This is a genomic window from Klebsiella pneumoniae subsp. pneumoniae HS11286, from assembly GCF_000240185.1.
GTDB lineage: Bacteria > Pseudomonadota > Gammaproteobacteria > Enterobacterales > Enterobacteriaceae > Klebsiella > Klebsiella pneumoniae.
Genome location: NC_016845.1, coordinates 3,276,914 through 3,294,955, shown reverse-complemented (window position 1 = coordinate 3,294,955; position 18,042 = coordinate 3,276,914). Strand labels below are relative to the sequence as shown.

General features: G+C 58.9%; 19 protein-coding genes and 2 other annotated features (1 of these 21 running past the window's edge). Of the genes, 16 read left to right on the top strand and 3 right to left on the bottom strand.

All coding sequences use genetic code 11. The features are described 5' to 3' along the window. Nucleotides 1-173 precede the first annotated feature (173 nt). From KPHS_33120 to KPHS_33060, 7 genes are all read left to right on the top strand, one after another. A complete protein-coding gene (locus KPHS_33120; RefSeq protein YP_005227612.1) occupies nucleotides 174-1,613 on the top strand; it encodes a circularly permuted type 2 ATP-grasp protein in 1,440 nt (479 codons plus the stop codon). Continuing rightward, nucleotides 1,607-2,536 carry an alpha-E domain-containing protein gene (locus KPHS_33110; RefSeq protein YP_005227611.1) on the top strand — a complete coding sequence of 310 codons (930 nt, stop codon included), beginning with the start codon at nucleotides 1,607-1,609 and terminating at the stop codon, nucleotides 2,534-2,536. Before KPHS_33120 ends, KPHS_33110 begins: the two co-directional genes overlap by 7 nt. Further along, nucleotides 2,533-3,348, top strand: coding sequence for a transglutaminase family protein (locus tag KPHS_33100; protein YP_005227610.1), 816 nt, complete (start codon nucleotides 2,533-2,535; stop codon nucleotides 3,346-3,348). Before KPHS_33110 ends, KPHS_33100 begins: the two co-directional genes overlap by 4 nt. 16 nt (nucleotides 3,349-3,364) lie before the next feature. Next, the gene (locus tag KPHS_33090; RefSeq protein ID YP_005227609.1) at nucleotides 3,365-4,111 is read left to right on the top strand and encodes a proteasome-type protease; all 747 of its coding nucleotides are present in this window, start codon (nucleotides 3,365-3,367) and stop codon (nucleotides 4,109-4,111) included. A gap of 479 nt (nucleotides 4,112-4,590) precedes the next feature. Beyond that, nucleotides 4,591-5,448: a GIY-YIG nuclease family protein gene (locus KPHS_33080; protein YP_005227608.1), complete on the top strand. Its 858-nt coding sequence runs from the start codon at nucleotides 4,591-4,593 to the stop codon at nucleotides 5,446-5,448. Between the two features lie 155 nt (nucleotides 5,449-5,603). After that, nucleotides 5,604-6,590 carry a putative fatty acid desaturase gene (locus tag KPHS_33070; RefSeq protein ID YP_005227607.1) on the top strand — a complete coding sequence of 329 codons (987 nt, stop codon included), beginning with the start codon at nucleotides 5,604-5,606 and terminating at the stop codon, nucleotides 6,588-6,590. Then, the gene (locus tag KPHS_33060; RefSeq protein YP_005227606.1) at nucleotides 6,583-7,383 is read left to right on the top strand and encodes a phosphate/phosphonate ABC superfamily ATP binding cassette transporter, binding protein; all 801 of its coding nucleotides are present in this window, start codon (nucleotides 6,583-6,585) and stop codon (nucleotides 7,381-7,383) included. The genes KPHS_33070 and KPHS_33060 overlap by 8 nt, the downstream gene beginning before the upstream one ends. Before the next feature lie 37 nt (nucleotides 7,384-7,420). On the opposite strand, the gene KPHS_33050 is transcribed toward KPHS_33060, so the two are convergent. Next, nucleotides 7,421-7,543 (bottom strand): putative nitrilotriacetate monooxygenase, encoded by a 123-nt coding sequence (locus tag KPHS_33050; protein YP_005227605.1) that lies wholly within the window; start codon nucleotides 7,541-7,543, stop codon nucleotides 7,421-7,423. Nucleotides 7,544-7,840: 297 nt separating this feature from the next. Then, the gene (locus KPHS_33040; protein YP_005227604.1) at nucleotides 7,841-7,984 is read right to left on the bottom strand and encodes a hypothetical protein; all 144 of its coding nucleotides are present in this window, start codon (nucleotides 7,982-7,984) and stop codon (nucleotides 7,841-7,843) included. A gap of 175 nt (nucleotides 7,985-8,159) precedes the next feature. On the opposite strand from KPHS_33040, the gene KPHS_33030 reads away from it, so the two are divergent. The 6 genes from KPHS_33030 to KPHS_32980 all read left to right on the top strand — a co-directional run bounded on the left by KPHS_33030 (nucleotide 8,160) and on the right by KPHS_32980 (nucleotide 15,099). Then, nucleotides 8,160-9,101 (top strand): DNA-binding transcriptional activator TdcA, encoded by a 942-nt coding sequence (locus KPHS_33030; protein YP_005227603.1) that lies wholly within the window; start codon nucleotides 8,160-8,162, stop codon nucleotides 9,099-9,101. 93 nt (nucleotides 9,102-9,194) lie between these two features. Next, nucleotides 9,195-10,184 carry a threonine dehydratase gene (locus KPHS_33020; RefSeq protein YP_005227602.1) on the top strand — a complete coding sequence of 330 codons (990 nt, stop codon included), beginning with the start codon at nucleotides 9,195-9,197 and terminating at the stop codon, nucleotides 10,182-10,184. Between the two features lie 25 nt (nucleotides 10,185-10,209). Further along, nucleotides 10,210-11,541 carry a threonine/serine transporter TdcC gene (locus KPHS_33010; RefSeq protein ID YP_005227601.1) on the top strand — a complete coding sequence of 444 codons (1,332 nt, stop codon included), beginning with the start codon at nucleotides 10,210-10,212 and terminating at the stop codon, nucleotides 11,539-11,541. A gap of 27 nt (nucleotides 11,542-11,568) precedes the next feature. Beyond that, nucleotides 11,569-12,777, top strand: coding sequence for a propionate kinase (locus KPHS_33000; RefSeq protein ID YP_005227600.1), 1,209 nt, complete (start codon nucleotides 11,569-11,571; stop codon nucleotides 12,775-12,777). A gap of 28 nt (nucleotides 12,778-12,805) precedes the next feature. Continuing rightward, on the top strand, nucleotides 12,806-14,092 hold the full coding sequence (locus tag KPHS_32990; RefSeq protein ID YP_005227599.1) for a formate C-acetyltransferase: 1,287 nt from the start codon (nucleotides 12,806-12,808) through the stop codon (nucleotides 14,090-14,092). Next, nucleotides 12,806-15,099 (top strand) — a sequence feature (potential frameshift: common BLAST hit: gi|288934785|ref|YP_003438844.1| formate acetyltransferase). Its footprint overlaps the gene before it by 1,287 nt. Further along, the gene (locus KPHS_32980; RefSeq protein YP_005227598.1) at nucleotides 14,086-15,099 is read left to right on the top strand and encodes a putative formate acetyltransferase; all 1,014 of its coding nucleotides are present in this window, start codon (nucleotides 14,086-14,088) and stop codon (nucleotides 15,097-15,099) included. It overlaps the preceding feature by 1,014 nt. Before KPHS_32990 ends, KPHS_32980 begins: the two co-directional genes overlap by 7 nt. Before the next feature lie 50 nt (nucleotides 15,100-15,149). Here the strand turns inward: KPHS_32980 and KPHS_32970 are convergent, their stop codons facing one another. After that, entirely contained in the window at nucleotides 15,150-15,296 is a 147-nt protein-coding gene (locus tag KPHS_32970; RefSeq protein ID YP_005227597.1) for a hypothetical protein, read from the bottom strand. Between the two features lie 289 nt (nucleotides 15,297-15,585). Between KPHS_32970 and KPHS_32960 the strand changes: the two genes are divergently transcribed. From KPHS_32960 to KPHS_32940, 3 genes are all read left to right on the top strand, one after another. After that, a complete protein-coding gene (locus tag KPHS_32960) occupies nucleotides 15,586-16,644 on the top strand; it encodes a high-affinity branched-chain amino acid ABC transporter substrate-binding protein (protein ID YP_005227596.1) in 1,059 nt (352 codons plus the stop codon). A 109-nt stretch (nucleotides 16,645-16,753) separates the two neighbouring features. Continuing rightward, nucleotides 16,754-17,668, top strand: a complete 915-nt coding sequence (locus KPHS_32950; RefSeq protein YP_005227595.1) for a high-affinity branched-chain amino acid ABC transporter membrane protein — start codon at nucleotides 16,754-16,756, stop codon at nucleotides 17,666-17,668. Nucleotides 17,669-17,677: 9 nt separating this feature from the next. Then, complete coding sequence (locus KPHS_32940) at nucleotides 17,678-18,040, top strand: high-affinity branched-chain amino acid transport (RefSeq protein YP_005227594.1); 363 nt, start codon at nucleotides 17,678-17,680, stop codon at nucleotides 18,038-18,040. Further along, nucleotides 17,678-18,042: a sequence feature (potential frameshift: common BLAST hit: gi|238895343|ref|YP_002920078.1| ABC-type high-affinity branched-chain amino acid transport system), on the top strand; it runs 921 nt beyond the window's last position. It overlaps the preceding gene by 363 nt.

The window sequence follows — 18,042 nt, the reverse complement described above, 5'->3', positions numbered from 1 at the left end:
ACGACGGTGCAGCCGCCGCCGGGCGCGGGCGGCTGTTTTGGCGATTTTTTGCACAACCAGACGGCGGGGCTGAACCGATTTGCACAACGCCGCGGCGGCAGAGGACCTGGCATAATTAATGCTTATCTCTTGGCGGGATTACCACAAAGTGAGTACAACCGGAGGGGATAGCCATGATTAAAATTACGCTACCTGACGGGCATTATTATGACGAGATGCTGACCGCGCAGGGTGAACAGCGGCCGCACTATAATGCCTGGTGGCAATGGTTTCGCAATACCGATCAATTCTCTATCCGGCAGAAAAAAGCGCAAGCGGAACTGCTTTTTCACCGTATCGGCATCACCTTTAACGTGTACGGCGAGGATGAGGGGACCGAGCGGCTGATCCCGTTTGACAGCGTGCCGCGGATCATACCCGCCGGGGAGTGGCAGCGCATTGACCGCGGCATACGCCAGCGGGTGAAAGCGCTGAACGCCTTCCTCTATGACATCTATCATGAGCAGAATATCCTGCGCGCGGGGCTGATCCCGGCCGAGCAGGTGCTGGCCAACGAGCAGTATCAGCCGTGCATGCAGGGCATCAACCTGCCAAACAATACCTATGCCCATATCACCGGCGTCGATATGGTGCGCAATAACGACGGTCAGTACTACGTGCTGGAGGATAATCTGCGCACGCCGTCCGGCGTCTCCTACATGCTCGAAAACCGTAAGATGATGATGCGTCTCTATCCGGAGATGTTCGAGCAGCATCACATTGCGCCGGTGGAGCGCTACCCGAGCTACCTCCTGCAGACCCTGCGCGAAAGCTCGCTGGTGGATGATCCCTGCGTCGTGGTGATGACCCCGGGTCGCTTCAACAGCGCCTACTTCGAGCACAGCTTCCTGGCGCAGCAGATGGGGGTCGAGCTGGTGGAGAGCGCCGATCTGTTTATTAAAAACGGCGCGGTGTATATGCGCACCACCGAGGGGCCGCGGCGGGTGGATGTGATTTATCGCCGCATCGACGACGCCTGGCTCGACCCGCTGGCCTTCCGCGCCGATTCGATGCTCGGCGTCCCGGGGCTGCTGTCCGTCTATCGCGCCGGCGGCGTAGTGCTGGCCAACGCCATCGGCACCGGGGTGGCTGACGACAAATCGATCTATCCGTACGTCCCGGAGATGATCCGCTTTTACCTCGGCGAACAGCCGATCCTCAGCAATATCCCCACCTGGCAGTGCCGGAAAGCGGAGGATCTGCGCTACGTGCTGAGCAATCTCGAGCTGATGGTGGTCAAGGAGGTCCATGGCGCCGGGGGCTACGGCATGCTGGTCGGCCCGCGTTCCACCAAAGAGGAGCGGGAGGCCTTCCGCCAGCGCCTGCTGGCCAATCCGGCCAACTATATCGCCCAGGACACCCTCGCGCTGTCGACCTGCCCCACCTTCGTTGATGAAGGGCTGTCGCCGCGACATATCGATTTACGCCCCTACGTGCTGTCCGGGCAGGAGATGCGGCTGGTGCCCGGCGGCCTGACCCGCGTGGCCCTCACCGAAGGGTCGCTGGTGGTCAACTCGTCGCAGGGCGGCGGAACCAAGGATACCTGGGTGATGGAGGATGACGCATCATGCTAAGTCGTACGGCGAGTGAACTGTTCTGGATGGCCCGCTATCTCGAGCGGGCGGAGAGCTACGCCCGGGTGCTGGACGTGACCTGGAAATTATCGATGATCCCCCGTCACAGCCAGCAGTCGCGGGATCTGGCTCTGCCGCTGAATTTGTCGATGACCCACGAGTTGTTTCAGGCGCGCCATGCCCGCTTTACCATGAGCAATCTGCTCAACTTTTTTGCCCTTGATGGCAACAACCCCAGCAGTATTTACAGCTGCGTGGAGATGGCGTGGAACAATGCGCACGCCGTGCGCGGCAGTCTGTCGGCCGAAGTGTGGGAGAGCATCAATGCCACCCGCATTGAGCTGCGAAGCCTGCGCCAGCAGGGGCTGGGCGAGCTGGGGAGCGACGGCTTTTTTGAGTGGGTGAAAGAGCGGGTGCATCTGTTTCGCGGGGCAGTGATCGGCACGCTGCTGCGTAACGACGCCCTGAGTTTTATCGGTATCGGCACGCTGATCGAGCGCGCGTTCGCCACCACCCAGCTGCTGCTGATTAAGGATCAACAGCTGACCAACGACCCGGATCCGGTGCGGGAATACTACCGGCTGGATACCCTGCTCAATGCGGTCAGCGCCCGCGAAGCCTACAACAGCCTCTACCGCCAGCCGGTCAGTCGTGAAACGGTGATGGAGCTGCTGATCCTGCGCAACGATATTCCGCGTTCGCTGCGCGCCAGCATTGCCGACCTGGTGGGCGAACTGGAGAAGATCGCCAACGATCGCTCCTATCAACCGTTGCGCCTCGCCCATCAGCTCAACGTTGACCTGCGCTTCAGCACCCGTGACGACCTGGCGCAGGCGGACCTGCAGACCACCCTTAACGGGCTGCTGGCGAGAATTAACGCGCTGTCCGACAGCATCAGACAAACCTACCTGGAGGCCTTATGAAACTGGTCATCGATCATCTCACCCGCTATGGCTACGATGAAGAAGTGAAGTTTTCCACCCAGTATCTGCGCCTGACGCCGCGCAGTACCGCCCGGCAGACGATCACCGCCTGGACGCTGACCCTGCCGGACGGCGCGGCGGTGACCACTACCGACGGCTGGGGCAATGTGCTGCATGTGCTGACGCTGGATAACCCGCACAAGGAGATCACCATCCGCGCCAGCGGGATTGTCGATATCGCCGACGAAGGGGAGGAGACGTGTGATGAAGAGGCCGAGCTGCTGTCGCCGCTGGTTTTTCTGCGCTGTACGCCGCTAACCCGCGCCGATACGGCGATCCGTGAGTTTGCCCAGCGCCTCTATCGTCCCGATGCGGCGGAAGAGAGTCTGAATCAACTGATGGCGGATCTGCTGTTAAGAATGCCATACTCCCCCGGCGCGACCCAGGTGCAGGACTCCGCCGCCGACGCCTTCGCCCGCGCGAAGGGGGTGTGCCAGGATCATACCCATGTTTTTCTCGCCTGCTGCCGCGCGCTGGAGATCCCGGCGCGCTACGTCAGCGGCTATGTCTACAGCGATAACGCCCAGCATGTGGCGATGCATGCCTGGGCGGAAGTCTGGCTCGACGGCCGCTGGCTGTCGTTTGATATCACCAATAATACCCGTCGCCTGAATCAGCATTTACGGCTGGCGACCGGGCTGGATTATCTCGACGCCTGCCCGGTACGGGGCACCCGGCTGGGCGGCGGCGGGGAGATTATGTTAACTAACGCTGAAGTGCGCGAACACAGCCAGCAGGCGCAGCAGCAATAATACGGGAATAACCGCAATGACCTACTGTGTGGCCATGTGCCTGGCGGATGGACTGGTGTTTGCTTCCGACTCCCGCACCAACGCGGGCGTCGACCATATTGCCACTTTTAAAAAGCTGCACGTTTTCCATCAGGAGGGGGAACGGGTGCTGGTGCTGCAATCCGCCGGCAATCTGGCCACCACCCAGAGCGTGATAAGCCTGCTCAGCGCGCGCATCCGTACCCAGCAGGAGCCGAATCTGATGCAGGTCACTTCCCTCTACGACGCCGCGATGCTGATCGGTAAAACGCTGCTGGAGGTGATCCAGCGCGACAGCAGCAACCAGCAGACCTGCAGTAACACCAACTTCAACTGCAACCTGCTGCTTGGCGGCCAGATCGCCGGCGAAACCCATCGTCTGTTCCATATTTATCCGGAGGGCAACTTTATTGAAGCCACCCGCGACACGCCTTATTTCCAGATTGGCGAAAGCAAATACGGCAAACCGATCATCGATCGGGTGCTGACCATCGACACGCCGCTGGAGCAGGCGATGTGCTGCGCGTTGATCTCCATTGACTCGACGCTGCGCAGTAATCTGTCCGTCGGCCTGCCGCTGGATACGCTGCTCTACCGCAGCGGCAGCTTCAGCAGTGCCGGGCAGCATCGCATCACCGACAGTGATCCCTACTTCAACCGCATTCGCAAGGCGTGGTCCGAAGGGCTGTTGCACACCTTCCAGACTCTGCCGACCTGGGCGCCAGCGGAGCGGGAAGAGGAGTAGTCGCTGTGACGCTCCGCCGGTATCGTCGGCGCGAAGGCGGGTAAGGCGCTGGAGTCCTTAAGTATCCTCGACCTGGCGGTAAAGTATCAGTGGTGTTGAGACCGACTACAGCGAGTTTCAGCAACAGCGGTAAAAAAATTAACGACAGGCAGCACGGATCGTAGGCCGGGCAAGGCGCAGCCGCCGCCCGGCACAAAAGCGACGCCGCTGTTCTTGTCCGGCCTGGGAAAGGGGCTTTCGGGCTGTACTAAGTATTTTCCTGCGTTGTATCTGAGTACGTTGCACGTCTGGCGAGGTTCTCTGCATTTAATTGTGGTGCGAAGGCCAACAGGAGGTCAGCCCGCGAACGAAACGTGATATACAACCGAAACGCAGGTTCGGTGAAACGTAATAAGAAATATGTGATACCAGGATAATTAAAGCATTCATGCCATACCGTATTCTGTTGTAACTGAGGAGAATATGTTGCAGGAGGCAGTATGAATAATGAAAATACGTATGGCTACGTATATATACTGGTATCAGATAAAACACCGTATATTAAAATTGGTGGCACGGATTATTTGCCAGAGAAGCGGTGTAAGGAGATTAATACCCAGCCACCCTATTGTTTATATGCCCCATGGCGGGTAGCAGACTACCGTAGCGTACCTGACTGGCATAATGTCGAAACCTGGCTGCACTATCTTTTTCGCGATTCTCGCGTGCGGACTATTGCAAATCAGAAAGAGCTATTTAATGTCACGCCTGAACTGGCTGCCCATCATCTTGCCAGCCTTGATCAACAACCGTTGACGACTAAACCTAAAATCGACCGACTTTTTCATCACCAGGGGTTGAGAGATTACCTGGTAAAACTATTCGCTATCGCCGGTTGTGAGAAATGGCGACATAAAGAAGGGGTTTGGGTGTTTAGTCTATTCCCAGGGGCGCATAGCGGATGGTCCCGGTATTTTACGCTTAGTATCCATAGCCACGAAGTCGCTTTTTCAACGCGGTCCCGCGATTGTCAAATTCATATGTTATTAGCAGATGAGCTTATCATGGACTATCCCGATATTGTTCAGTGGGTAACGGACCATAAAGGAGGGTTTGAAAAACCAATTTATAAAACAGCCTTATCGCACGCGCAGCAAATCTGGTTTGAGGGTGAGTTTGAAGTGGGTCTTCAGTTACTCTCGTTCCCTGAAGTCCAGCAGGCTGTTGCCACCTACTGGGACCGCGCATTAACAAAATACGATTATAGTCTTCAGGCGAAGTATCATAACCGGATGGCAGTTGAGGAGATCTTCAAACAGTTACAAGTACAACGGCAGCGAGAATCGAGCGCAATGTAAACACCGCCAACCTGTTGCGCCATGGACGGTATTCTCTTTGTCCTGCTGAATACAAACGCGCTTTTTGGCAAAGCTAAGTCAATTAAATACTTTGTTATTTAACGTGTTATCTCACATCTTCGGTGGGAATGAGGCAACACGGCAAGGTATCGGAAGTGACGGAAAAGAAGACGGCTGTCTATGTGGATGACCAACAGCGCATCCTGATCCGCCAGCTGGCGCGCAGCTGGCTGTGGCGCAGCGAGCTGCCGACCTGGCTGCTGATTGTGACGGTTTACGGCGGCTGGTTTGCCTGCGTGGCGGGCTGGCGGACGCTGGGACTGTTTCCGGCCACGCTGCTGTTGATCTGGTTTACCGCCTGGTATATGTCCTTACAGCATGAGCTGATCCATGGGCATCCCACCCGGCTGGCATGGTTTAACCAGCTGTTGGGGACGCTGCCGCTGGCGGTCTGGTATCCCTATGGCGTCTACCGCGACAGCCACCTGGCGCACCATCGCAACCATCTGCTGACGCACCCTGAGGATGACCCCGAATCGTACTACGTAACGGCGGAAAGCTGGCAGCGCTTCTCAGCCTGGCAGCGCCGCCTTATCCACCTGCGCAACACCTTCTGGGGGCGTCTGCTGCTGGCGCCGATGATGGATATTATTCACACCCTGAACAGCGCGCTGCGGGCTTTCCGCGAGGGCGACCGCCGCGCTATCGCCATGTGGAGTCTGCATCTGTTGCTGCTGACGGGCCTGCTGACCTGGATGGCGGCGCAGGGTTTTTCTCCGCTGTGGTTTGTGCTGGCGGTGAGCTACCCGGCGCTGGCCCTGACCAAAGTACGCTCTTTTCTCGAACACCGCGCCGCGGATGACCCGCTGGCCCGCTCGGTGATCAACGAGGCCGGGCTCCCCTGGCGGGCGCTGTTCCTCAATCTCAACTACCATGCGGTGCATCATGATCTGCCAGGGGTCCCCTGGTACGCTTTACGTCAACTGTATCTGCATCGCCAGGCGGCGTATCTGCAGCGTAATCAGGGGTTCCTGGTGCGCGGGTACGGCGAGTGGCGACGCCATTTTAGCCGCCGGGCGGTGGCGGTGAACGCCCATCCGGGCTTTGGCGAGCAGGCGCAGGCGGGAGGAGAATATGGCTGAACGCATGACTTTTCCGATGTATGCCATCCACCGTCAACAGACCCAGGCCCTGTGGCAGGCGGTGCAGTCGCTGCTGGACGAACGCGGCGTGATGGTGGCGGGGGACCCTCCGGCGGCTGACCCCGGGGATCTGCTGGCTCACTGGCGCCAGCCGACGCTGTTGCTGAGCCAGACCTGTGGCTACCCGCTGGTGACCCAATTGCCGGAGGTGCAGACGGTGGGCTGCTTCCACTACGCTGCGCCCGGTTGCGAAGGGCGCCGCTATCGCAGCCTGCTGGTGGTCCGCGAAGCGGATAGCCACCGGATGCTGGGGGACTTTTTGGGCCGTCGGGCGGTGTGCAATGCCGAGCACTCGCAGTCCGGCTACAACGTACTGCGTAAAATGGTCGCGCCGCTCTCCCGGGAGGGGCGTTTTTTTTCAGCGGTGATGTTCAGCGGCAGCCATCGGCAGTCGCTGCGCGAGCTGCAGCAGGAAAACGCCGATATCGCCGCCATCGACTGCGTGACCTACGCTCTGCTGCAGCGCTATCAGCCGCAGGCTCTGGCAGGCCTGGTGGCGATCGGCTGGAGCCCGGCCGCGCCAGGGCTGCCGCTGATCACCGCCGGCGCCACCCCGGCGGCAACGCTGAATAGCCTGCGCGAGGCGCTCCAGCAGCTGGTAAGCGATGATAGCTATCGTTCCCTGTGCGACGCCTTGCTGATCTGCGGCTATAGCGATATGTCGCGGGAGGCCTATGCGCCGCTGCTGGCGTGGCGGGATGAAGCCGCGGCGCTGGGGGTCAGCCAGCTATAGGCGAAATGCCCGGGCCAGCGATCTGCGCCGGGGCGGGCTATAGCGGCTGGTCCCACGGCTGGGCGCTGAGATCCATTCGCAGATAGGAAGAGAGCAGGTCGACAGCCAGCTGGTCGCTCATCAGCTGCTCGTTAAGCTGCTGGCGCAGCCGCGGGATCATCTCTTCACGATAGGCCGGGTCGTTGTTTTATGGATTTGTGATCGGCAACACAAATGACTCTCCAATGGCCGTCGTAAAAGATAAATTACCAGGGTTGATTTTAATCAAAGTATGACCAACTGCGCTATGGCGGAAAAAAGATCGCTGCCTATCGCGACCCAAAAGAAAAATTGTGAATTTAATGTTTCTTTGGTGTAAATAATGACCGTGCATTTTCCCCAACCGCCGGGGATAAAATGTGATGCCCGACCGGCTTGTCGTTAAATAATGGCGTTTATTACGTCTGCTTTTTATTCTTTACAGCATTAATTTAATTTTCGGCTTTCTTCTCAACCTGATAGCGCGGGTCGAATAACGTACAAAAGACGTATTTTTTATCGCCATTTCGCCGTCGATGTTATCGCCATCAATTATTTTTATCCCCGCATTCGGCCACGGCAAAAGGCGCGCAAATAGCGTTCATGATGCTTGTAATGTATTGATTTTAATTTGCTTATTCTGGCTCGTGGATCCTGCTTATCCGCCGCGCGGAGCCTTTGTGAGAGCTCTCACATAACCCGGCAATTGCGATTTGTTACACTTTCCGCCGTCAACAAAGGAATGAAAGTGAGACGCGATGAATACTTTTTCTCTGCCTAAAACACAGCATCTGGTAGTTTTCCAGGAAGTGATCCGCAGCGGGTCAATCGGGGCCGGAGCAAAAGCGTTAGGACTCACTCAGCCGGCGGTCAGTAAAATTATTGGCGACATGGAGAGTTATTTTGGCAGCGAATTAATCGTCCGGCGAAATACCGGCGTCTCGCTCACCGAGGCCGGGCAGGTATTTCTCAACTGGTCAGAAGCGATCACCCGTGAAATGAAAAATATGGTCAATGAAATGAATGCTCTGACCAACAGCGCGGTGGTGGATGTCTCCTTTGGTTTCCCTTCGCTGGTCGGGTTTACCTTTATGTCGGAGATGGTGCATCAGTTTAAAATGACTTTCCCCAAGGCGCGGGTCTCGATGTATGAGGCGCAGCTCTCCGCCTTTTTGCCGGCAATCCGCGACGGGCGCCTCGACTTCGCCATCGGGACGCTGAGCGATGAGATGAAACTGCAGGACCTGCACGTCGAGCCGCTGTTTGAGTCTGAGTTTGTGCTGGTGGCGAACCGGGCGCGGATCGGCAACGGCACCGTCCGCCTGGCCTCGCTCCAGCACGAGCAGTGGGTGCTGCCGGAGACCAATATGGGCTACTACAGCGAACTGCTGACCACCCTGCAGCGCAGCGGTATCCGCCGTGAAAATATCGTTAATACCGATTCGGTGGTGACGATCTATAACCTGGTGCTCAATGCCGATTTTCTGACGGTGATCCCCTGCGACATGACCACGCCGTTTGGCTCGAGCCAGTTTGTCACCATCCCCATTAAAGAGGCCTTGCCGGTGGCGCGCTATGCGGCGGTATGGTCGAAAAATTACCGGTTAAAAACCGCCGCGGCGTCGCTGGTGGAGATGGCGAAACACTATTCCTCGGGGCAGGGCAACCGCCACTGGCAGCCATTACAAATTATTGCGTAACTGAAAGTCGTTAAATAATCCAACACACGTCCTCGCTGTTATCAGCAGGATGACGCCCGGTCATTGACTTTATATTAAGATACAGAGGCCATAATGCATATTACCTACGATCTTCCGGTATCTATTGACGATATTCTCGAAGCGAAACAACGCCTCGCGGGAAAAATATATAAAACAGGCATGCCCCGTTCGAATTATTTTAGCGAGCGCTGCCAGGGCGAAATATTTCTTAAATTCGAAAATATGCAGCGCACGGGTTCATTTAAAATTCGCGGCGCCTTTAATAAACTGTGCGGTTTAACCGCGGCGGAAAAACGCAAAGGGGTGGTGGCCTGCTCAGCGGGCAACCACGCCCAGGGCGTCTCGCTCTCCTGCGCCATGCTCGGCATTGACGGGAAAGTAGTGATGCCGAAAGGGGCGCCGAAATCGAAAGTTGCCGCCACCTGTGATTATTCGGCGGAAGTGGTGCTACATGGCGATAACTTTAACGATACCCTCGCCAAAGCCAGCGATATTGTTGAACTTGAGGGCCGCATTTTTATTCCCCCCTATGACGACCCGCAGGTTATCGCCGGGCAGGGGACGATTGGACTCGAAATATTAGAAGATCTGTATGACGTGGATAATGTCATCGTGCCCATTGGCGGCGGCGGCTTAATTGCCGGTATCGCGATTGCGATTAAATCCATTAACCCGACAATCCGCATTATCGGCGTGCAGTCGGAGAATGTTCACGGCATGGCCGCCTCCTGGTATGCCGGGGAAATCACCAGCCATCGCCACGCCGGCACCTTAGCCGATGGTTGCGACGTCGCCCGCCCGGGGAAACTGACCTATGAAATCGCCCGCCAGCTGGTGGATGACATCGTCCTGGTGAGTGAGGACGACATTCGCCAGAGCATGGTCGCCTTAATTCAGCGCAATAAAGTGATCACCGAAGGGGCCGGGGCGTTAGCCTGCGCCGCGTTATTAAGCGGCAAACTCGACAGCTATATCCAGAACCGCAAAACGGTCAGCCTGATTTCCGGGGGCAATATCGATCTCTCCCGGGTATCGCAAATTACCGGTTTTGTTGACGCTTAATTCAATACATAAGTGAGGACAGGATATGAGTACGACTGAGAGCATTGCATCCAGCCAGACAAGCCTTTCGTCCTGGCGTAAATCTGACACCACCTGGACCCTGGGCCTGTTTGGCACAGCTATCGGCGCCGGGGTGCTGTTTTTCCCGATCCGCGCCGGCTTCGGCGGGCTGATCCCGATCCTGGTGATGCTGGTGCTGGCCTATCCCATCGCCTTTTATTGCCATCGGGCCCTGGCCCGGCTATGCCTGTCGGGGGCTAACCCCTCCGGCAATATCACCGAAACGGTGGAAGAGCATTTTGGCAAAACCGGCGGGGTGGTGATCACCTTTCTGTACTTCTTCGCCATCTGCCCACTGCTGTGGATTTATGGCGTCACGATCACCAATACCTTTATGACTTTCTGGGAGAACCAGCTGCAGATGCCGGCTCTCAACCGCGGGGTGGTGGCGCTGCTCCTGCTGCTGCTGATGGCGTTTGTCATCTGGTTTGGTAAAGACCTGATGGTCAAGGTGATGAGCTATCTGGTGTGGCCGTTTATCGCCAGCCTGGTGGTGATCTCCCTGTCCCTGATCCCCTACTGGAATAGCGCGGTGATTGACCAGGTCAACCTCAGCGATATCGCCTTAACCGGTCACGACGGCATTCTGGTGACGGTATGGCTGGGCATCTCCATCATGGTGTTCTCCTTCAACTTCTCGCCGATCGTCTCCTCGTTTGTGGTCTCCAAACGCGAAGAGTATGAAGCGCAGTTTGGCCGCGAGTATACCGAACGCAAATGCTCCCAGATCATCTCCCGGGCCAGCATGCTGATGGTGGCGGTGGTGATGTTCTTCGCCTTCAGCTGCCTGTTTACCCTCTCACCGCAGAACATGGCGGACGCCAAGGCGCAGAATATCCCGGTGCTCTCCTATCTGGCGAACCACTTTGCCTCGATGTCGGGCACCAAATCCACCTTTGCCACCCTGCTGGAGTATGGCGCGTCGATCATCGCCCTGGTGGCCATCTTCAAATCGTTTTTCGGCCACTATCTCGGCACGCTCGAGGGGCTGAACGGTCTGATCCTGCGCTTTGGCTATAAAGGGGATAAAACCCGGGTCTCCAGCGGCAAGCTCAATACCCTGAGCATGGTGTTCATCATGGGCTCGACCTGGGTGGTGGCCTATGCTAACCCCAATATCCTCGACCTGATTGAGGCCATGGGCGCGCCGATTATCGCCTCGCTGCTGTGCCTGCTGCCGATGTACGCCATTCGTAAAGCGCCTTCGCTGGCCAAATACCGTGGCCGTCTCGATAACCTCTTTGTGACCGCCATTGGTCTGCTGACCATCCTCAACATCGTTTACAAACTGTTCTAATCCGGCTCAGGCCACGCGGAGTACAACATGACTGAATTTCCGGTAGTACTGGTGATTAACTGCGGCTCGTCGTCAATCAAATTTTCCGTCCTGGACGCCGCCAGCTGCGACTGCCTGCTCAACGGCGTGGCCGAGGGCATCAACGCGGAACGGGCGTCTCTCTCGCTCAACGGCGGCGAGCCGGTGGCGCTGGCGCAGCGCGGCTACGAAGGCGCCCTGCAGGCGATTGCCGGAGCATTAGCCCAACGCGACCTCATCGACAGCGTGGCCCTGATTGGCCACCGCGTCGCCCACGGCGGCGACCTGTTCACCGAGTCGGTCATTATTAGCGAGGAGGTTATCAATAACATTCGCCAGGTATCGTCCCTGGCCCCGCTGCATAACTACGCCAGTCTCAGCGGCATCGCCTCGGCGCAGCGGCTGTTCCCGGAGGTGATGCAGGTGGCGGTCTTTGATACCAGCTTTCACCAGACCCTGGCCCCGGAAGCTTTTCTCTATGGTCTGCCGTGGGAGTATTACCAGAATCTCGGGGTACGCCGCTACGGTTTCCACGGCACCTCGCACCGCTATGTGTCCCAGCGCGCCCTGGCGCTGCTCGGGTTGCCGGAGCAGGAGAGCGGCCTGGTGATCGCCCACCTGGGCAATGGCGCCTCGATCTGCGCGGTGCGTAACGGCCGCAGCGTGGACACCTCGATGGGGATGACGCCGCTGGAGGGGCTGATGATGGGCACCCGCAGCGGCGATGTCGACTTCGGCGCCATGGCGTGGATTGCCGGGGAAACCCGGCAGACCCTCAGCGACCTGGAGCGGGTAGCCAACACCGCCTCCGGCCTGCTGGGGATCTCCGGTCTTTCCTCCGACCTGCGGGTGCTGGAGCAGGCGTGGCATGAGGGCCATGCCCGCGCCCGCCTGGCGATTAAAACCTTTGTCCATCGTATCGCCCGCCATATTGCCGGCCACGCCGCGGCGCTGCAGCGTCTCGACGGCATTATTTTCACCGGCGGGATTGGCGAGAACTCGGTGCTGATCCGTCGGCTGGTGAGCGAGCGGCTGACGGTCTTTGGCCTTGCGATGGACGCCGCCCGCAATCAGCAGCCCAATTCGGCCGGCGAGCGCCTGATCTCCGCCGACGGCAGCCGGGTGCGCTGCGCGGTTATTCCTACCAATGAAGAGCGCATGATTGCCCTCGATGCGATCCGCTTAGGCCGGATCCACACCGCGGCGGCGCTGGCCTGACTTTTTATTCTGTAGAGAGACGATGTTCATGAAAGTAGATATCGATACCCAGGATGTACGATACGCTGACGCCTGGCTGGGCTTTCGCGGTACGGCGTGGCAAACGCAGATCGACGTTCGCGACTTTATTCAGCATAACTACACCCCTTACGAGGGCGATGAGTCTTTCCTCGCCGACGCGACGCCAGCGACCACCGCCCTCTGGGAGCAGGTGATGGCCGGGATCCGCGTCGAGAACGCCACCCATGCGCCGGTGGATTTCGACACCAATGTCGCCACCTCCATCACCGCCCACGCGGCGGGCTATATCAACCAGCCGCTGGAAAAGATCGTCGGCCTGCAAACGGACCAGCCGCTGAAGCGCGCCCTGCATCCTTTTGGCGGCATCAAGATGATCAAAAGCGCCTTCGAGGCCTATGGTCGCGAAATGGATCCTGACTTTGAGTATCAGTTTACGGCGCTGCGTAAGACCCACAATCAGGGCGTTTTTGACGTCTATTCCCCGGATATGCTGCGCTGCCGCAAATCCGGGGTGCTGACCGGGCTACCGGACGGCTATGGCCGCGGACGGATCATCGGCGATTACCGCCGCGTGGCGCTGTACGGCATTCGCTATCTGGTCCGCGAACGTGAGCTGCAGTTTGCCGACCTGCAGCCGGCCCTTGAGCGCGGCGAGGCGCTGGAGGCCACCCTGCGCCTGCGCGAAGAGCTGGCCGAACAGCGGCGCGCGCTGCTGCAGATGCAGGAGATGGCGGCCCGCTACGGCTGCGATATCTCTCACCCGGCGCGCACTGCCCGGGAGGCGGTGCAGTGGCTCTACTTCGCCTACCTGGCGGCGGTGAAGTCGCAGAACGGCGGCGCCATGTCGCTGGGGCGCACGGCCACCTTCCTCGACATCTATATCGAACGCGATCTGCGCGCCGGTTTATTGAATGAGGAGCAGGCCCAGGAGCTCATTGATCACTTCATCATGAAGATCCGCATGGTGCGTTTCCTGCGCACCCCGGAATTTGATTCGCTGTTCTCCGGGGATCCCATCTGGGCGACGGAGGTGCTGGGCGGCATGGGGCTGGATGGTCGCACCCTGGTCAGCAAAACCACCTTCCGCTATCTGCATACTCTGCACACCATGGGCCCGGCGCCGGAGCCGAACCTGACCGTGCTCTGGTCGCAAGCGCTGCCGGCGGCGTTTAAAAAATATGCCGCCCGGGTCTCTATCGCCACCTCGTCGCTGCAGTATGAGAACGACGATCTGATGCGCAGCGATTTCACAGCGACGACTACGCCATCGCCTGCTGCGTCAGCCCGATGGTGATCGGCAAGCAGATGCAGTTCTTCGGCGCCCGCGCCAATCTCGCCAAAACGCTGCTCTACGCGATTAACGGCGGGGTGGATGAGAAACTGAAGATCCAGGTGGGGCCGAAAACCGACCCTCTGCGTGATGAGGTGCTGGACTACGACACCGTGATGGCCAGCCTCGACCACTTTATGGACTGGCTGGCGGTGCAGTACATCAGCGCGCTGAACATCATCCATTGCATGCATGATAAGTACAGCTACGAGGCGGCGCTGATGGCCCTGCACGACCGCGACGTCTACCGCACGATGGCCTGCGGCATCGCCGGCCTGTCGGTGGCGGCGGATTCGTTGTCGGCGATAAAGTACGCCCGGGTGAAGCCGGTGCGCGATCACCACGGGCTGGCGGTGGACTTTGTCATTGAAGGCGACTATCCGCAGTACGGCAACAACGACGATCGGGTTGATGCCATCGCCTGCGACCTGGTGGAGCGCTTTATGCGCAAAATTCAGGCGCTCCCCACCTGGCGTCAGGCGGTGCCGACCCAGTCGATCCTGACCATCACCTCCAACGTGGTATACGGCCAGAAAACCGGCAACACCCCGGACGGACGTCGGGCGGGGACGCCGTTCGCTCCGGGGGCCAATCCGATGCATGGCCGCGACCGGAAAGGGGCGGTGGCGTCGCTGACCTCGGTGGCGAAACTGCCGTTTACCTACGCCAAAGATGGCATCTCGTATACCTTCTCCATCGTGCCGGCGGCGCTCGGCAAAGCCCCGTCAGCTCAGGAAAACAACCTGGTGGGCCTGCTGGATGGCTACTTCCACCACGAGGAGACGGTGGAGGGGGGACAGCATCTCAACGTCAATGTGCTGAACCGGGAAAAGCTGCTCGATGCGATAGAACACCCGGAGCAGTATCCGAATCTGACGATCCGCGTCTCCGGCTATGCGGTCCGCTTTAACGCGCTGACCCGCGAACAGCAGCAGGATGTGATCTCCCGAACGTTCACCAGCCAACTCTGAGCGGCCACCGGGTCACAGGAGAGCCTTTACGGGCTCTCCTGTTATCATCTTCACATTACCGCAACAAAAAAATCACCACTGTTGATCATATTCGCATTTTTGCACCACGCCGGCGCGCAGCGACCGCTAACTGCATCTATGTTTAGCTCACGGGCCGGTACGGATACCGCGTTGTCCGGCTCGCCACGTGATGGCAACCGATCTCCTGACCTGAAAGGGAATGCGCCCTTGCCGGATGCGGCACGGGTTGCCGTCGCGTGCGTACCGACCGGGGCGACTGTTCTCCGGTGTTCCACTCCTTCCTGGCGGGATTTTTGCTTCTTCCACCCTGGCCGTCCTGGCGCTGCGCCAACGTCGGCACCACACGGTAAGTGATATTTTCTGCGTCATTCCATGACGCCAGGCTTTACATCGCTGAGGAATATCCGAATGTCTTTGAAACTGAAAACAATGACGCTTCATGTTGTGATAGCAGGTTGTATGAGCATGGCCTTTTACGCCCAGGCAGACGTGAAGATCGGCGTCGCCGGGCCCTTTACCGGCCCCAACGCCACCTACGGCGCCCAGTACTGGAAGGGGGCCTCGCAGGCGGTGGCTGATATCAATGCCGCCGGCGGCATCAAAGGCGAAAAGATTGTGCTGGTGCAGGGGGATGACGCGTGCGAACCGAAGCAGGCGGTGGCGGTGGCCAACCGGCTGGTGGATGAAGCGAAAGTCTCCGCCGTGGTGGGGCACTTTTGCTCTTCCTCAACGATGCCGGCCTCCGAGGTATATGACGAAGCCGGGATCCTGACCATTACCCCCGGCTCGACCAACCCGCAGATCACCGAGCGCGGCATGAAAGATCTCTTCCGCATGTGTGGTCGTGACGATCAGCAGGGGGCGATCGCCGCCAACTATATGCTGGACGTGCTGAAGGCGAAGAAAATCGCCGTCATCCACGATAAAGACACCTATGGTCAGGGGCTGGCCGATGCCACCCGCGCGGCGCTGGCGAAGCGGGGTACCAAAGAAGTGTTGTACGAAGGCCTTTCCCGCGGTGAAAAAGACTTTAACGCCCTGGTGACCAAGATCGGCGCCCTCAAGCCGGACGTGGTCTACTTTGGCGGCTGCCATCCGGAAGCGGGCCCGCTGGTGCGCCAGATGCGCGAGCAGGGGGTGCAGGCCAAATTCTTCTCCGGCGACTGTATCGTCACCGAGGAGCTGGTCACGGCCGCCGGCGGGCCGCAGTTCACCAACGGCGTGCTGATGACCTTTGGTCAGGATCCGCGCACCCTCCCGGACGGCAAAGCGGTGATCGAGAAGTTCCGCGCCAGCGGCTTTGAGCCGGAAGGTTATACCCTCTACGCCTACGCCTCCATTCAGGCTATCGCCGCGGCCTGGAACGCCGTCGGTACCGATAACGCCAAAGCCAGCGACTGGCTGAAGAGCCACGACGTCGAGACGGTGATGGGCAAGAAAGCCTGGGATGGCAAAGGCGACCTCAAGGTGTCCGACTACGTGGTCTATCAGTGGGACGACAAGGGCAAATATCACCAGCTCTGATCGGCCACGACCTGAGGACGCTCTGTCCTTTTGACTTGCGAATTGTCACATGACGGCGGTTGACCGGGAACGGAACCCGGCGGCCGTCTGCCTGGCGGCTGGAGGGGCTATGACGGCGTTTTTTCTGCAACAACTGATCAATGGGCTGACGCTGGGCGCAGTGTACGGCTTAATCGCCATCGGCTACACCATGGTGTATGGGATCATCGGCATGATCAACTTCGCCCACGGCGAGGTGTATATGGTCTCCGCCTACCTGTGCGCCATCGGCCTGGCGCTGCTCTCTTTCTTCGGGATCCACTCCTTTCCGCTGCTGATTTTCGCCACCCTGGTGTTCACCATCGTGGTCACCGGCGTATACGGCTGGGCGATCGAGCGCATCGCCTACCGGCCGCTGCGCAACTCGACGCGGCTGGCGCCGCTGATCTCGACTATCGGGATGTCGCTGATCCTGCAGAACTATGTCCAGCTGAGCCAGGGGCCGAACCAGCAGGGGATCCCGACGCTGCTTAGCGGCGCGTTGCGCATGACGGTGGGCGATGGGGTAGTGCAGATCACCTGGACCAAGGTGTTTATTCTCGTCGCGGCGCTGGTGGGGATGCTTATCCTGACCTGGATTATTCAGTATACCCGGCTGGGGCGCATCTGCCGCGCCACCCAGCAGGACCGGCGCATGGCGGCGATCCTTGGCATCAATACCGACCGGGTGATCTCCCTGGTGTTTGTCATCGGCGCGGCGATGGCCGGTCTGGCCGGCGTGCTGGTGACCATGAACTACGGCACCTTCGACTTCTATATCGGATTTATTATCGGCATCAAAGCCTTCACCGCCGCGGTGCTGGGCGGGATCGGCTCGCTGCCTGGCGCGATGCTGGGTGGTCTGCTGCTTGGGGTGGCCGAAGCCCAGTTCGCCGGGCTGGTGAATTCGGATTACAAAGATGTCTTTTCCTTTGCGCTGCTGGTGGCGATCCTGATTTTTCGCCCGCAGGGGCTGCTGGGACGTCCGCTGGTGGCCAAGGTCTAAGGAGGCTTTATGGGTGAAATTACGCGCCAGCCTGCGCGGGCTATCCAAAACGCGCTGATCGACAGCGTACTGGCCGGCCTTTGCGCGTTAATTGTCTTTGGCCCGATCGTCGGCGTGGTGCTCAAAGGGTATGGTTTTACCCTCGCGCCTGCGCGGGTGGCGATTCTGGTGGCGGTGGTGATGGCCGGCAGGCTGGCGCTCAGTCTGCTGCTGCAGAGCCACAGGGGAAAAGCCTTTATTGCCCGCTTTGAGGGGGCGGATGACGGGGTGTACGTCCGGCCGCCGGGCTACCGCTCGCGGCTGCGCTGGATAATACCGCTGCTGGTGGGGCTGGCCATTGTCTTTCCGTTTCTCGCCACAAATATCTGCTGACC

Excerpts from the sequence above, each read along its gene's own strand:
- KPHS_33120 (YP_005227612.1), top strand. The coding sequence starts at position 174 with ATGATTAAAATTACGCTACCTGACGGGCATTATTATGACGAGATGCTG.
- KPHS_33110 (YP_005227611.1), top strand. The coding sequence starts at position 1,607 with ATGCTAAGTCGTACGGCGAGTGAACTGTTCTGGATGGCCCGCTATCTC.
- KPHS_33100 (YP_005227610.1), top strand. The coding sequence starts at position 2,533 with ATGAAACTGGTCATCGATCATCTCACCCGCTATGGCTACGATGAAGAA.
- KPHS_33090 (YP_005227609.1), top strand. The coding sequence starts at position 3,365 with ATGACCTACTGTGTGGCCATGTGCCTGGCGGATGGACTGGTGTTTGCT.
- KPHS_33080 (YP_005227608.1), top strand. The coding sequence starts at position 4,591 with ATGAATAATGAAAATACGTATGGCTACGTATATATACTGGTATCAGAT.
- KPHS_33060 (YP_005227606.1), top strand. The coding sequence starts at position 6,583 with ATGGCTGAACGCATGACTTTTCCGATGTATGCCATCCACCGTCAACAG.
- KPHS_33050 (YP_005227605.1), bottom strand. The coding sequence starts at position 7,543 with ATGATCCCGCGGCTGCGCCAGCAGCTTAACGAGCAGCTGATGAGCGAC.
- KPHS_33030 (YP_005227603.1), top strand. The coding sequence starts at position 8,160 with ATGAATACTTTTTCTCTGCCTAAAACACAGCATCTGGTAGTTTTCCAG.
- KPHS_33020 (YP_005227602.1), top strand. The coding sequence starts at position 9,195 with ATGCATATTACCTACGATCTTCCGGTATCTATTGACGATATTCTCGAA.
- KPHS_33010 (YP_005227601.1), top strand. The coding sequence starts at position 10,210 with ATGAGTACGACTGAGAGCATTGCATCCAGCCAGACAAGCCTTTCGTCC.
- KPHS_33000 (YP_005227600.1), top strand. The coding sequence starts at position 11,569 with ATGACTGAATTTCCGGTAGTACTGGTGATTAACTGCGGCTCGTCGTCA.
- KPHS_32990 (YP_005227599.1), top strand. The coding sequence starts at position 12,806 with ATGAAAGTAGATATCGATACCCAGGATGTACGATACGCTGACGCCTGG.
- KPHS_32980 (YP_005227598.1), top strand. The coding sequence starts at position 14,086 with ATGGTGATCGGCAAGCAGATGCAGTTCTTCGGCGCCCGCGCCAATCTC.
- KPHS_32960 (YP_005227596.1), top strand. The coding sequence starts at position 15,586 with ATGGCCTTTTACGCCCAGGCAGACGTGAAGATCGGCGTCGCCGGGCCC.
- KPHS_32950 (YP_005227595.1), top strand. The coding sequence starts at position 16,754 with ATGACGGCGTTTTTTCTGCAACAACTGATCAATGGGCTGACGCTGGGC.
- KPHS_32940 (YP_005227594.1), top strand. The coding sequence starts at position 17,678 with ATGGGTGAAATTACGCGCCAGCCTGCGCGGGCTATCCAAAACGCGCTG.